Annotated in this window: 11 protein-coding genes; 5 read left to right on the forward strand and 6 right to left on the reverse strand. The window is 38.4% G+C overall.

Features of this window, described 5'->3' with window-relative positions:
- Nucleotides 1-108 precede the first annotated feature (108 nt).
- Nucleotides 109-1,026: a DMT family transporter gene (locus tag I9192_RS14875; protein WP_005032698.1), complete on the reverse strand. Its 918-nt coding sequence runs from the start codon at nt 1,024-1,026 to the stop codon at nt 109-111.
- Nucleotides 1,027-1,176: 150 nt separating this feature from the next.
- On the opposite strand from I9192_RS14875, the gene I9192_RS14880 reads away from it, so the two are divergent.
- Nucleotides 1,177-2,028 carry a LysR family transcriptional regulator gene (locus I9192_RS14880; RefSeq protein ID WP_004829163.1) on the forward strand — a complete coding sequence of 284 codons (852 nt, stop codon included), beginning with the start codon at nt 1,177-1,179 and terminating at the stop codon, nt 2,026-2,028.
- Nucleotides 2,029-2,415: 387 nt separating this feature from the next.
- The gene (argG, locus tag I9192_RS14885; protein WP_005032700.1) at nt 2,416-3,759 is read left to right on the forward strand and encodes an argininosuccinate synthase; all 1,344 of its coding nucleotides are present in this window, start codon (nt 2,416-2,418) and stop codon (nt 3,757-3,759) included.
- Between the two features lie 68 nt (nt 3,760-3,827).
- Here argG and I9192_RS14890 read toward each other — a convergent pair whose 3' ends face one another.
- The 4 genes from I9192_RS14890 to icd all read right to left on the reverse strand — a co-directional run bounded on the left by I9192_RS14890 (nt 3,828) and on the right by icd (nt 7,020).
- Nucleotides 3,828-4,067 (reverse strand): hypothetical protein, encoded by a 240-nt coding sequence (locus I9192_RS14890; RefSeq protein ID WP_005032702.1) that lies wholly within the window; start codon nt 4,065-4,067, stop codon nt 3,828-3,830.
- A 200-nt stretch (nt 4,068-4,267) separates the two neighbouring features.
- Nucleotides 4,268-4,624, reverse strand: a complete 357-nt coding sequence (locus I9192_RS14895) for a hypothetical protein (protein WP_005032704.1) — start codon at nt 4,622-4,624, stop codon at nt 4,268-4,270.
- Between the two features lie 171 nt (nt 4,625-4,795).
- The gene (locus I9192_RS14900; protein ID WP_005032707.1) at nt 4,796-5,278 is read right to left on the reverse strand and encodes a DUF2867 domain-containing protein; all 483 of its coding nucleotides are present in this window, start codon (nt 5,276-5,278) and stop codon (nt 4,796-4,798) included.
- Between the two features lie 485 nt (nt 5,279-5,763).
- Nucleotides 5,764-7,020: an NADP-dependent isocitrate dehydrogenase gene (gene icd, locus I9192_RS14905; protein ID WP_005032709.1), complete on the reverse strand. Its 1,257-nt coding sequence runs from the start codon at nt 7,018-7,020 to the stop codon at nt 5,764-5,766.
- 581 nt (nt 7,021-7,601) lie between these two features.
- Between icd and I9192_RS14910 the strand changes: the two genes are divergently transcribed.
- Nucleotides 7,602-8,390 carry a pseudouridine synthase gene (locus I9192_RS14910; protein ID WP_200149878.1) on the forward strand — a complete coding sequence of 263 codons (789 nt, stop codon included), beginning with the start codon at nt 7,602-7,604 and terminating at the stop codon, nt 8,388-8,390.
- Nucleotides 8,391-8,556: 166 nt separating this feature from the next.
- Here the strand turns inward: I9192_RS14910 and I9192_RS14915 are convergent, their stop codons facing one another.
- On the reverse strand, nt 8,557-10,788 hold the full coding sequence (locus I9192_RS14915; protein ID WP_004829177.1) for an NADP-dependent isocitrate dehydrogenase: 2,232 nt from the start codon (nt 10,786-10,788) through the stop codon (nt 8,557-8,559).
- A 598-nt stretch (nt 10,789-11,386) separates the two neighbouring features.
- On the opposite strand from I9192_RS14915, the gene I9192_RS14920 reads away from it, so the two are divergent.
- Nucleotides 11,387-13,843: an acyl-CoA dehydrogenase gene (locus tag I9192_RS14920; protein ID WP_005032712.1), complete on the forward strand. Its 2,457-nt coding sequence runs from the start codon at nt 11,387-11,389 to the stop codon at nt 13,841-13,843.
- Between the two features lie 151 nt (nt 13,844-13,994).
- Nucleotides 13,995-14,384 carry a carboxymuconolactone decarboxylase family protein gene (locus I9192_RS14925; RefSeq protein WP_010591089.1) on the forward strand — a complete coding sequence of 130 codons (390 nt, stop codon included), beginning with the start codon at nt 13,995-13,997 and terminating at the stop codon, nt 14,382-14,384.
- Nucleotides 14,385-14,399: the final 15 nt, after the last annotated feature.

The raw sequence follows: 14,399 nt of genomic DNA on the forward strand, positions 1-14,399 counted from the left end.
TGATGCATGCTATAGATCATATAAAAAACAAAATCAGTAAAGTTTTACTGATTTTGTGGATTGATACGATACAGAAATTATTATGAATATAAATTCCTTTGCTCTACTTTAGCGATGCTCACAATTCATAGGTGTAACGACCTTCTTTTTCATTTGAATCTTTAAAGAACTCATCATGATACCTGTACAAATAAATGCCGCACCAATCAAGATATTCAAAGTAATCGGTTCATGCCAAAGCATATAGCCAAAAAATAAGCTTAAAATAGGAATACACATAATCGAAATTGATGCCACAAAAGTATCCACCTGACTCACAATCCAATTCCAGAGTGCAAAAGCAAACCCTGTTCCGACTACCGCAATGTAAAACAACATCGAGTCATTGAGCGGGTTTATCCATACATGCACATCAATAGGCTCAAAAGTAACAGCACCGATTAGAATTACAAAACCACCGATTAATAACTGCCAAATGGTCAGTTTCATTTTGTCATAAGTGGCAAAATTCTGTTTGATATAGACGGTTGTCAGTGCCCAGAAGAAGCCCGATAAAATCAAGAAAGCCTGTCCAATCAAAGATAGGTTGAAATGTAAATCATGCAATTGTGGCCAAAGAATTGCGACTAGCCCCAAAGTACCTAAAATTAGTCCAAGCATTTTCTGGGTATTTAAACGTTCTTTGAGTACATAGTGTGCCAGCACACCAATAAAAATTGGCATAGTAAACACCAAAACCGCAGATAAGCCTGAATCTACAAATTGCATGGCAAAAGTTTGAGTCGCATAAAAACCAATACAAATCATCACGCTTGAAATCATCAGTTTTTTCCATTCTCCTCTTTGTGGAAAAATAGATTTACGCAATAAACGTTGAACCAACATCAAAGTCAAGGCAGCTAAAATCAACCGTGTAGAAATAAATAAAAATGGAGGAAAAACCTGCAAACTGTGTTTGACCAGCCCCCATAATGATCCCCAAACGAGACACAACAAAACGATTGCACCCATTACTCTAAGATTCATTTGCTGTACTCATACAGATGGAAAGTAGACTTAGTTTAAAAAATAAATGACATCATGAATAATGCTATGTTTTAATACATCCATCATTTTTTTTAATACATTTAAAAATTTAACATTGTTATTAAAAGCGAATAAGTTTGAGGAATTGTCATGAATATCGACATCGGAGATATTAAGTCATTTGTAACGGTTGCCGAAATGAAGAGTATTTCTGCTGCTGCCCACAAACTTAACTATTTGCAGTCAAATATGACCGCAAAAATTAAAAAAATTGAAAACCACTACAAACGTCAGTTATTTATCCGTAAACCCAAAGGCGTTGAACTGACTGAGTCTGGTATGAATCTTTACCAACAATACAAAAAGATGATCTTTACTTGGGAAGAGACTGAAAATAAGATTTATCAGCAAGAAAAATACCTTCGTTTTGGTACCAATACCAGCTTAGGAGGCATGCGCTTCTACCCGTCTTTTAGCCAACTTTATGAAACCTATCCAGAGCTTTCAATCACAATGAAAACTGGTGCAACAGGCTACATCGAAGATGAAATTTTATCAGGCAATTTAGATATCGGTTATGTACTTGGGCATCCCAAACAGAAAAACATACAGTACATCCAAAAGGCAGAAGATCAACTGGTCATCATTGGTAAAAGTGTTATTAATCATGAGAATCTTGAGGATTGCCTCAATCACCAAAATATTCTGTTGGCTTCAGAAGAATGTTGTTATGCCACAACCTTAGATCATATTTATACGGACTACAACTTAACAAAAGGTGAGCTCACCCATATTTATGATCATGAAGCGCTAGTGAATTTCACTCAATTGGGTATGGGAATTTCAATGATCGCAAAATCACTGATCAAAAAATTTAATATTGAGTATTATCGTGAAACACCTGAACAATATCGAGATATAGGATTTTATTTAATTGCTCGAAGTGAGCATGTCTTTACCCCAATTGAAAAGCAATTTATCGGCTTGAATGATCAGCTTTAAACAGCATAAGTCAGACTTATTTTAGCGTCACGAACAGATTCTGACTTTTGTTAGATTAAAAAATAGATATATTCTGTTGATTTTATTAATTAATTAAAATTAATTTTACTGTATGAGTTTCCCCAAAAATCAACCATATAAGCCAAAGCAAACAGTACATGTAAAAATCCAGTTGATCTGAATTTTGAATTATCTCAACAATTTCAAAAGCGGCACGAACTGGAATTTAAGTAGATTACTTTAACTGCATAAATTGCTATTTTTTTCAATGATAACATTTAAATCCCATAAAACATTGACCGAAAAAGTGCTACAATACCGCGTTTATAAAATTCTCAATGGTCACCCGTGTATGTGGTGCCTCTTTCGAAATAGTTAGGACGAGCAATGACTGACAATGCAACGATCTTGCAGAATGTACCAGTAGGCAAAAAAGTGGGTATCGCTTTTTCTGGTGGTCTAGATACTTCAGCAGCTTTATTGTGGATGAAGCAAAAAGGCGCAGAACCTTATGCTTATACAGCAAACTTAGGGCAACCTGATGAAGATGACTACGATGCAATTCCGCGTAAAGCTGAAAACTACGGCGCTGTTAAAGCACGCTTAGTGGACTGCCGCTTACAACTTGCATTAGAAGGTATTGCTGCGATTCAGTGTGGCGCATTTCATATCAGTACTGGTGGTGTTCCTTACTTCAACACTACACCTTTAGGTCGTGCAGTAACAGGGACAATGCTTGTTACCGCAATGAAAGAAGATGACGTAAATATTTGGGGTGATGGCTCAACTTACAAAGGAAACGATATTGAACGTTTCTACCGTTATGGTTTGTTGACTAATCCTGCACTTAAAATCTATAAGCCGTGGTTAGACCAACAGTTTATTGATGAGTTGGGTGGTCGTGCTGAAATGTCACAATTCTTAATCGACAATGGTTTTGATTACAAAATGTCGAAAGAGAAAGCCTACTCAACAGATTCAAACATGTTGGGTGCGACACATGAAGCTAAAGATCTTGAATATCTCAATGCGGGTATCAAAATCGTTGATCCAATTATGGGCGTTGCGTTCTGGAAAGATGACGTAAAAGTTGAAGCTGAAGAAGTTTCTGTTACTTTCGAAGAAGGCTTCCCTGTTGCATTAAATGGCAAACGTATCGAAGATCCTGTTGAATTTATTCTTGAAGCAAACCGTATTGGTGGACGTCATGGTCTAGGTATGTCTGATCAGATTGAAAACCGTATCATTGAGGCAAAATCTCGTGGTATTTACGAAGCTCCGGGTATGGCTCTTCTTCATATTGCATATGAACGCCTTGTTACTGGTATTCACAATGAAGATACTATCGAACAATATCGTATTAACGGCTTACGTTTAGGGCGTTTATTATACCAAGGTCGTTGGTTTGATTCTCAAGCATTAATGCTTCGTGAAACAGCACAACGTTGGGTAGCAAAAGCCATAACAGGTACAGTAACTTTAGAGTTACGTCGTGGTAATGACTACACCATCTTGAACACTGAATCTGAAAACCTCACTTATGAAGCTGAGCGTTTGACGATGGAAAAAGGTGATTCAATGTTTAGCCCTGCCGATCGTATTGGTCAATTAACCATGCGTAATCTTGATATTACCGATACACGTGCAAAACTCAGCATCTATACAAATACAGGCTTATTGGCTGTAGGTACGGGTTCTGCAGTTCCTCAGTTAAAAGACAAAAACAAATAATTCAGTTTAAAAAATAAAAACCGCCAAATGGCGGTTTTTATTGGTCAAGACTTTTTGCTGTGATCTGATTAAGATACAGTGGTAGAATTCTGGATTGTTTGAGTGGTGTCTTGTTGCGATTTTTGCTGTTGTTTTTGTAATTCAATCCGTTCTGCATGTTCTTGACGAATTCGATCATACTCTCGCTGAGTTTCTGCATCACTTTTTGCAGCTAAAAATGCCATCCCCACTAAAAAAACTGGAAATAATAATCCCAATGCAGCGAGCAAATAAATTTTAGGAAACTTCTTCGAACTTGTCTGTGACATACATTTAAATCTTTCAATAAATTTAAGTAGGCGTAATAATATAACAGAACAAACTTATTCAATATATGAAAAATCGAAATTTAAAAAACCAACACTTCATCATGACGGCTTATTCAAGATACAAGTTTAGCTTTCTTTTTAAACATTACCTTAAAGATCAAATACTTATATAAAAAACATGAACCATAAATTCAAAGAAATCATCGATCTTTAGCAGACTGATAAGCAGCTTGCGCAATTGCTAAACTCTTCTTCTTTCCTTCAACTGTATCTGGGATTTCATTGCTCGTACCATTACTCGAATGACGCTGAAGATGCTGCTGTTGAGAATATTTGTGCATCTCAGGTTGAGACTTTACGTTTTGTTGGGAGTTTTGTGTAGCCGTTCGCTGCGTTAGCTTCTGTTGAAGCTGTTGTTGTGGATTTGGTACAGCCATTCCCGCACATGGTCGAGACTGATAAGTTACTGAGCCCTTCACCACACACTTATGTACTTCTTTAGCTAAAACGTGATGAGAAAACCCTATAGCTAAAACAACCAACACGACTTTTTTCACAACACACACTCCATTTAAGTTTTAACAAAGTATCAACATTTAAGCTAAATTGCTATTTACACAGGAGTTTTTTAATTATTGCTTTTCTTGTCACAATAAAGGGTGAAATATGACTTTTTTTGCCAAATCTTTACAGCATTTTGTCATGTTCACATTGTGGTAAATTTCATGCTATTTCAAATTTCTCAATAGGCGACGTACAATCACACCATGTACCATAGAAACGGGAAGCATATAAATTTTCCCAAAAAAATTATAAGTGACAACACTGGTAAAAATTCTAAGCAGATTTTTCTGCTCATCATAGTTTTCGATCTTTAATACCACCAATACAGTTAAATGCTTATCGCTTGATTGTAAAAAAAGTTCATGATCTGAAACTTGAATAACATCAAAAAAATCTGCTTTTCCACCCTGCTCAAGTGCCATAGATTGAGAGTTAAAACCTTGTATAGGCTGTACACCACCCAGATGCAGACTGAAAAAGTCTCGAATTTTAAAAGCTATCTTTAACCATTTTGGTGGTGTACTGGTCATTAGGTGATAAGCTTGTGATGCTGTGATATTTTTATCAATACATTGTTGGTCTTGATGAATAAAATTAAGTTGATGAACAGGTGCAACCAATACATACGGATCTATTTCTGTATTCATGGAACTAAACCTTTTTAAATATAATAATTTAACGTATGAATAGAATCTAAATTCAGTCTACAGCAATCCAAATGAAGTACAATCACAAGCCGCCTAAAGTTGAATAAAATCATGAATGATTGGGCAATTTTTTGAAATAAATAACTGTATTCTAAGATGAATATATATTATTTAATGATAGTGATATACATGGTATCTATAGCATGCGATTTGAAATAAATAGATATTGAAAAAAGTACAGCTTTTTAAAGAGATAGAAAGCGTACCTCCTGTTTGGAAATCTACCTCATTAAGCTATTGCTACTACCTAATATTTTGAAAAAATTTCGAATGATTCACACAGGCAATGTTCCTCTCAGACAATGCCAATATTTACATTGCAAACAAAGTCATGCTTTGATTTTGCTGTAGCTGGGCATCGTTAATAATGAACCATGATAAAAAAGGTCTGCACTTGGCAGACCTTAGATTAAGTTGTCTCTTGATTAATTATCCATATTTTCAATGATCGCTTGCCCGAACTCTGAACAACGAAGTAGAGTAGCTCCTGGCATTAAACGCTCAAAATCGTAAGTAACAGTTTTTGCAGAAATCGCGCCTGAAACGCCTTTGATAATTAAATCGGCAGCTTCAGTCCAACCCATATCTCGAAGCATCATCTCTGCTGAAAGAATAATAGACCCCGGATTTACCTTGTCTTGTCCTGCATATTTAGGTGCTGTTCCGTGTGTTGCCTCATATACAGAAATTGCGCCACCAATATTTGCACCCGGCGCAATACCAATACCACCTACTTCTGCTGCAAGTGCGTCAGAAATATAGTCACCGTTTAAATTTAAAGTAGCGATCACGGAATAGTCAGCAGGACGCATTAAGATTTGCTGTAAAAACGCATCGGCAATCACGTCTTTGATAACAATGTCTTTGCCTGTTCTTGGATTTTTAATTTTAACCCAAGGTCCACCATCAATCAGTTCACCACCAAAGCGATCTAATGCAAGTTCATACCCCCACTCTTTAAAAGCACCTTCAGTGTATTTCATGATATTGCCTTTATGCACTAAAGTTACACTCGGCTTATCATTATCAATCGCAAACTGAATCGCTTTGCGCACCAAGCGTTGGGTACCTTCTTTTGAAACAGGTTTAATCCCAATACCACAATTATCTTCAAAACGGATTTTAGTAACACCCATTTCTTCTTTAAGAAATTTAATCACTTTTTTTGCTTCTGGGGAGTCAGCTTTCCATTCAATACCTGCATAGATATCTTCTGAATTTTCTCGGAAAATTACCATATCTGTCTGTTCGGGATGTTGAACAGGTGATGGTACACCTTTAAACCAACGCACAGGTCGCACACAGACATATAGATCTAATTCTTGACGTAGAGCAACGTTAAGTGAGCGAATTCCACCGCCTACAGGCGTTGTGAGTGGACCTTTTATCGAAACTACAAATTCTCTGAGTGCTTCAAAAGTTTCTTCTGGCATATAAGTGCCATAAATTTTATTGGCTTTTTCACCACAGTAAACTTCCATCCATTCGATCGAACGTTTGCCACTATAAGCTTTTTGAATTGCGGCATCGACCACTGCCTTCATAGCAGGTGTAATATCCACACCAATACCATCTCCTTCAATAAAAGGAATAATCGGATGGTTTGGAACATTCAGTGACAAATCTGCATTTACAGTAATTTTGCTACCATCTGCAGGTACTACGATCTTCTGATAACCCATTGTTCAGGATCTCCATTTTCTTATAGTGAGTAAATCCAAAAAAATTGCGCTATGAGCAATATTTGCGACCACTTTTTTAGCAAGATCAGTGTAATCGAATTCGATCATTTTTTGAGATTTATACGAGGAATAACAACATTTCTCAACTTAATAAAACGCATTGTTTCATGATTTAATGCTTTTCTAGAATGTATTTTTTATAAAAATCATAGCTTTCTTTTATTTCTACAAAATCAATAAATTTTGATCCTTAAAATAAATCAATAAAGATCACAGAACGCTCCTCTCATTTGAATCTTAATGCATTAAAAAACCAATTAAATGACTGTAGACAGTATTTTTTAAGGAAAACCAGCGCCCCTGTAAATATTCAAAAATCTAAAATCAAAGTCAGGCGCTCTTTTACTCCTCCTGTTGAATGACAAATAAAGTTGAAGAATACAAAGCTGAATCTGTTATAGTAGTCCACAATCAACTGGGCTTTTTGCAACCTAAACCACCCCATTTTTATCAAAACGGGTATTCAATCGGGTAACAAATCAAACCCAAAAAATTTTATTTATATATATTAGTGGCTTAAAGTGAAAATTGTCATTCTGAACAAACCCTATGACGTCCTCTCCCAATTTCGTAAAGACGAAGCACATATGACCATATCTGACTTCGTTGACGATCCTAGCTTGCGTATATCTGGTCGTCTTGATATGGACTCTGAAGGTTTAGTTTTTTTAACTGATCATGGTGGTCTAAATCAGTATATTACCAATCCAACCAATAAAAAGTTTAAGACCTATTTGGTTCAAGTCGATAGTGATATTACTGAAGAGGCACTTGAGCAGTTACGCAAAGGTGTTGAGTTAAAAGACGGTATAACCTTACCCGCTCAAGCCGCTAAAGTGGAACAACCAGAATGGTTGTGGGACCGTGATCCACCCGTACGTTTCCGTGCCAATATCCCCACCTCATGGGTAGAAATTTCGATTTGTGAAGGGCGTAATCGTCAAGTGCGTCGTATGACCTCTGCTGTTGGTTTCCCAACTTTACGTTTGATTCGCACCAAAATCGGTGCAATTGATTTAGTTCAGATGGGTTTACAACCGGGCGAAACAAAAGAAATCGAACCATTGCTTTATCCTGATTTTCAAAATGTACCTGCGGAAGAACCATATCGTTCGCGTTCTTATGTCAAAAAACCAGGCGGTACTGGCGGAAAACCGATGGTACGTAAGAACAAAGACGGTTCTACTAAAAAATCTGGAACCAAACGTATTTGGCAGATGGATGACAGCGAAAAACCGCGTCGTAAAACCAATGGAACTACACGCCCAAATACCAAAGCTCCGCGTGGTCGTGGACGTAATGGTCGTTGAAATTTAATGATGCTTAAAGCTCACCTTGGTGGGCTTTTTTTATGATTGTATGGGGGCGGTATTTAATTGAACAACATTGAATTTAAATTAAATAAAGATAAGAAGAAACTCAAATGAAAAAATCGGTGCCTAAGCACCGATTTTTATCTATGAATTGATTGGTTTACTAGATTTTTTCTAGCACTGCATTCAGTGTAGCACTTGGGCGCATTACAGCTTCAACTTTGGCTGTGTCTACAGCATAGTAGCCACCAATATCTGCTGGTTTACCTTGAACTGCTGCAAGTTCAGCAATGATTTTTTCCTCATTGTCCGCTAACGCTTGTGCAAGAGGTGCAAATTTTGCTTTTAATTCTGCATCTTCTTCTTGTTCAGTCAAAGCTTCAGCCCAGAACTTCGCAAGATAGAAATGGCTACCACGGTTATCCAACTCACCTGTACGACGTGACGGTGATTTGTCATTGTCGAGCAACTTGCCAGTCGCTTGGTCTAAAGTCTTCGCAAGTAGTTTCGCACGTGCGTTGTCTTCTTTAATACCCATTTCTTCTAAAGAAACAGCCAATGCCAAGAACTCACCAAGAGAATCCCAACGTAAATGGTTTTCTTCTACAAGTTGTTGTACGTGTTTAGGCGCTGAACCACCCGCACCTGTTTCGTACATACCACCACCCGCCATTAACGGAACGATAGACAACATTTTCGCAGAAGTACCCAATTCCATAATTGGGAACAAGTCTGTGAGGTAATCACGCAAGATGTTACCAGTTACAGAAATCGTATCTAAACCACGCGCAACACGCTCAAGTGTATAACGCATCGCACGAACTTGAGACATGATTTGAATATCAAGACCCGTTGTATCATGCTCTTTCAAGTATTTTTGTACTTTCTTGATCAATTCATTTTCATGTGGACGGTATGGGTCAAGCCAGAAAATTGCAGGCATACCAGAGTTACGCGCACGAGTTACAGCAAGTTTTACCCAGTCACGAATTGGTGCATCTTTCACCTGACACATACGCCAGATATCGCCTTCCTCAACATTTTGTGACATCAAAACTTCACCAGTTTCTAGGTCAGTGATGTTTGCAACACCAGCAGCTGAAACTTCAAAAGTTTTGTCATGAGAACCGTATTCTTCAGCTTTTTGCGCCATCAAACCTACGTTTGGCACAGTACCCATCGTACGTGGGTCAAAATTACCATTCCATTTGCAGAAATTAATCATTTCTTGGTAAATACGGGCAAAAGTAGATTCAGGCATTACTGCTTTACAGTCATAAGGTTTGCCATCAGCACCCCACATTTTACCACCACCACGGATCATGGCAGGCATTGACGCATCAACAATGACATCATTTGGTGAATGGAAGTTTGTGATGCCCTTTGCAGAATCCACCATTGCCAATGCAGGACGGTGTTCTTGGCAAGCATGAAGATCTTCAATGATTTCTTCACGTAGAGATGTTGGTAAAGTCGCGATTTTTTCGTATAGACCCGCCATACCGTTATTCACGTTGATGCCGAGCTCATCAAACAATTTACCGTGTTTTTCAAAAGCATCTTTGTAATAAATTTTCACACAGTGACCGAATACGATCGGATGTGAAACTTTCATCATGGTTGCTTTTACGTGTAAAGAGAACAAAATCCCTGCTTCACGGCAATCTTCAAGTTCTTTTTCATAGAAATCACACAGTGCTTTCTTGCTCATGAACATTGAATCAATCACTTCACCATCTTGAAGTGCAACTTTTGGCTTAAGTACAATGGTTTCGCCTGTTGTTGTAATTAATTCCATTTTCACATTGCGCGCACGGTCAAGTGTCATTGACTTTTCACCGTGGTAGAAATCACCTTCATCCATGTGAGAAACATGAGTTTGCGACCACTGTTTCCACTCACCCATAGAGTGCGGGTGTTTTTTCGCATAGTTTTTAACAGCAGCAGGCGCACGGCGGTCAGAGTTACCTTCACGCAATACTGGGTTTACTGCTGAACCAAGACATTTGCTATAACGGGTCTTGATTGCTTTTTCTTCTTCAGTAGTCGGATTTTCAGGATAATCAGGGATTGCATAACCCTTAGACTGAAGTTCCTTAATGCAAGCTGTTAACTGAGCAACAGAAGCACTGATGTTCGGGAGTTTGATAATATTAGTGTCTGGATCTTGAGTAAGACGACCTAACTGTGCAAGGTTGTCAGATACCTTCTGTTCATCGCTTAAATAGTCCGCGAATTCAGCGAGGACACGTGCAGCTACAGAGATATCAGTTTTGACAATCTCTACGCCAGCTGGCTTAGTAAAGGTCTCAATGATCGGCAGTAGCGAATAAGTCGCCAATAGTGGCGCCTCGTCAGTCAGTGTGTAAATGATTGTTGACTTTCCACCAGCCATATATAGCCCCTTGCTGTTGATTGTGTTTTTGAGAACCGAGCTTGTGACCCGACTCCTACGAACCGATTTGCTTAAAATTAACCCTGAGAGTATCAGCCTTCATGCTATGAGAGTCAACGCAAGATCTGTGATAACGACATTTCGAAAAAAAATGGTACATCACAAATATTGCATCAAAGCGAATATTTGCACAAAAAATAAGCATTTTTAATAAAAATCATCAATATTCTGGAAATTAACACAAATTTATAACATCAGCAGATTCATTTTTTAAAATAAATATAGGATCCACGCTGGATTGCGCTCAATCAGTTCAAAACGGAGACTGCTAAAAAATTGAAAAGTATTCATAGAATAAATACCCAATAAACTCTGCTTATCACACTTATATGGACTTTGAGTAAGATCGTGACCAAGATTGATTAACTTATACTCACAAAACAACAATACTTTTACCTTAATGTTTAGATAAAAAATCGTTATTAATAAATAATATGTTTATTTTTTCACCTTATTTTTTAATGAAAGAATAAATCTAATGTCATCAGGTCTTCGTATTTCCCAAAACTAATATTAAAACTTTAGAGGTAATATGTTTATGCTGTTACTCATTGCGATACTTATTCAAATTATCACACTTTGGGCTATTTTCTTTTTCGCGCTGTCTCGAAACATAGGGGCTGTGATCATCATAGTGATTTCCATCTTAGCTGCATTGATCAGCCCATGGTCTCTGATCATTGGTCTTCCACTGATTTTAATCAGTCTGGTGTTAGTCATTGAACCGTTGCGAATGCAAGTATTGACCAAGCCTGCCTACAATACGCTTGCCAATGCGATGCCAAGTATGAGCACCACTGAACGTGAAGCGCTTGATGCAGGTACCAGTTGGTGGGAAAAAGAATTGTTTATGGGTGCACCCGATTGGGAAAAATTCAATGATTACCCTTATCCGACACTTTCAAAAGAAGAGCAATCATTTTTAGATAACGAAGTTGAACAACTGTGTCAATTATTGAATGAGTGGGAAATCCATCAAAATAAAGACTTAAATGAACAAACTTGGCAATTCATTAAAGAAAAAGGCTTTTTTGGACTGATCATCCCCAAAGAATATGGTGGACGTGAATTCACTTCATTTGCTCAAAGCCGAATTATGAGCAAGATTGCATCTCGCTCATTGACTGCGGCAGTGACATGTATGGTGCCAAATTCATTGGGTCCTGGTGAGTTATTGCTCAACTACGGAACTGACGAACAAAAAAATCGTTATCTTCCTGGCTTAGCCAAAGGTGAAGAAATTCCATGCTTTGGTTTGACCAGTCCAGAAGCTGGTTCTGATGCTGGGGCAATTCCAGATACAGGCGTTGTATGTTATGGCGATTTTGAAGGACAACAAACCCTCGGTTTAAAGATGAATTTCTCCAAACGCTGGATTACCTTAGCACCAGTCGCCACTGTAGTCGGTTTAGCCTTTAAACTTTATGATCCCGAAGGGCTATTGGGGGATAAAAGCAAAACTGAATATGGCATCACTTGTGCGCTTATTCCTGCATCTCATGAAGGCGTTGTTGTAGGACCTCGCCACCATCCGGGCGGTTCACCCTTTATGAATGGTACGGTTGAAGGACGAGACGTTTTTATTCCAATCGACTGGATCATTGGTGGTGCTGAAAACGCAGGTAAAGGTTGGCGAATGTTGATGGAATGTCTTGCCGTCGGACGAGGAATTTCACTGCCTGCCCTATCTACCGCAGCCAGTGAAATGACCTATTTATCTGTCGGTGCATTTGCAAAAATTCGTCAACAATTCAAGCTTTCGGTAGGTCAGTTTGAAGGGGTACAAGAAGTTAGCAGTGAAATCGTCAGTAGTACTTATAAACTTGAAGCTTTCCGTTATTTAGTCACCTGTGGGCTTAATCAAGGAGGTAAGCCTGCTGTGATGACAGCAATGGCAAAATACTATGCAACTGAGACCATGCGTAAACTGGTCAATCATGGTATGGACATTACAGGCGGTCGTGGTATTCAACAAGGTCCACGCAACTTCCTTGCCAATATGTACCAAGCTATTCCAATTTCGATTACGGTCGAGGGTGCAAATATTTTAAGTCGTTCCCTCATGATCTTTGGACAAGGTTCTATGCGCTGTCACCCCTATTTGTTTGAAGAGCTACAACTTTTACAAGCTGAGGATAAAAATGTGGCTCTCGAAACCTTTAATACCATGCTCTACCAGCATTTAGGTTATACCTTGAACCGAGCTGCCCGAGCATTTACATATGGTTGGTTTGGTTCAAGCCAGCATCGACCAGATTCCGCAGACAAGTTTACTCAACCTTATTACAAAATCATCAATCGCTTGAGTGCTGACTTTGCACTGACTGCGGATATGTGCTTAGGGCTTTTAGCTGGAGATATTAAACGTAAAGAAATGCTTTCAGGGCGATTAGCCGATATTCATTCACATATGTTCATTGCAACGGCGATTCTCAAATTTTATGAACATGGTCAAAGAAGTGAAGCCGAACAATTACATGCCCAACTTGCTTTAGATGAAACGCTTTATCTGGCACAAGAAGCATTTTTCGGCTTGTTTGATAATTTCCCGATTCCAATCGCCTCAGGTCTGGTGAAGTTTGTTTGCTTCCCATTCGGTAGACCACTCAAAAAACCAAGTGATCGTCAAAAGAGTGAAGCTGCTGAATTGATCATGCAGAACAATCCATTCCGTGATTATCTAAAAACTCAAGTCTATTATTCGGTTAATCCTCAGGATGCCTTTGGTCGAATGGAAGCAACCTTTAATCTACTGACAACAGTAGAAAATGAGTGGAATCACTTTAAAAAGGCGGAATCTAAAGGTGAATATCAAGGTCTTACATTTGAGGAACGTTTGGCTGATGCAGTCAGTCGTGGGGCAATTCAGCAAGATCTTGCAAATAAGTTGGCGGAATATAATGCGTTACGCTATGACAGTATGCTCACCGATATTTTTGACGAAAAACTGGAACGCGTATTGGAACTAGATAACCCCCATCTTCATCAAACATAGAAATATTTGGGAATACACTATTCTCAATGCTATAAACTTTTATCAAAAGCAGTGAATCACCTTCACTGCTTTTTCTTAGACCTATTGCCAATGGGGGCATTAAACTATTTCAGTATAGTGTCAAAAATACAACAGCACAGGAAAAACGATGATGTCTAAACAAGATTATGAAAATGGCTTAAAAGTCCGTACAGAAGTGATGGGTGAAAGTTTTGTCAAACGTGCCCAAGACAATACTGTGCCTTTTACACAACCACTGCAAGACTGGATAAATGAGCATGCATGGGGCTCGACTTGGCAACGTGAAGATGTATTGCCTCGTAAATATCGCTCATTGATTACCATCGCATTTCTGGTTGCACAAAAAAGTCCAACTGAACTTAAAGGTCATATTCGTGGTGCTTTAAACAATGGTGCAAGCGTAGAAGAAATACAGGAAGTTCTTTTACACAGCCTTCCTTACTGTGGCGCACCGACAACTCAAGAAGCTTTTCGAGCTGCACTTGAAGTCATCAACGAATACCAAAGCCAGCTGTCTTAGTTTTATAGAGCTTTG

The organism is Acinetobacter bereziniae (assembly GCF_016576965.1).
Classification (GTDB): Bacteria; Pseudomonadota; Gammaproteobacteria; order Pseudomonadales; family Moraxellaceae; genus Acinetobacter; species Acinetobacter bereziniae.

Coding starts and splice junctions, on each gene's coding strand:
- I9192_RS14875 (WP_005032698.1), bottom strand. CDS start 1,026: ATGAATCTTAGAGTAATGGGTGCAATCGTTTTGTTGTGTCTCGTTTGG.
- I9192_RS14880 (WP_004829163.1), top strand. CDS start 1,177: ATGAATATCGACATCGGAGATATTAAGTCATTTGTAACGGTTGCCGAA.
- argG (WP_005032700.1), top strand. CDS start 2,416: ATGACTGACAATGCAACGATCTTGCAGAATGTACCAGTAGGCAAAAAA.
- I9192_RS14890 (WP_005032702.1), bottom strand. CDS start 4,067: ATGTCACAGACAAGTTCGAAGAAGTTTCCTAAAATTTATTTGCTCGCT.
- I9192_RS14900 (WP_005032707.1), bottom strand. CDS start 5,278: ATGAATACAGAAATAGATCCGTATGTATTGGTTGCACCTGTTCATCAA.
- icd (WP_005032709.1), bottom strand. CDS start 7,020: ATGGGTTATCAGAAGATCGTAGTACCTGCAGATGGTAGCAAAATTACT.
- I9192_RS14915 (WP_004829177.1), bottom strand. CDS start 10,788: ATGGCTGGTGGAAAGTCAACAATCATTTACACACTGACTGACGAGGCG.
- I9192_RS14920 (WP_005032712.1), top strand. CDS start 11,387: ATGCTGTTACTCATTGCGATACTTATTCAAATTATCACACTTTGGGCT.
- I9192_RS14925 (WP_010591089.1), top strand. CDS start 13,995: ATGTCTAAACAAGATTATGAAAATGGCTTAAAAGTCCGTACAGAAGTG.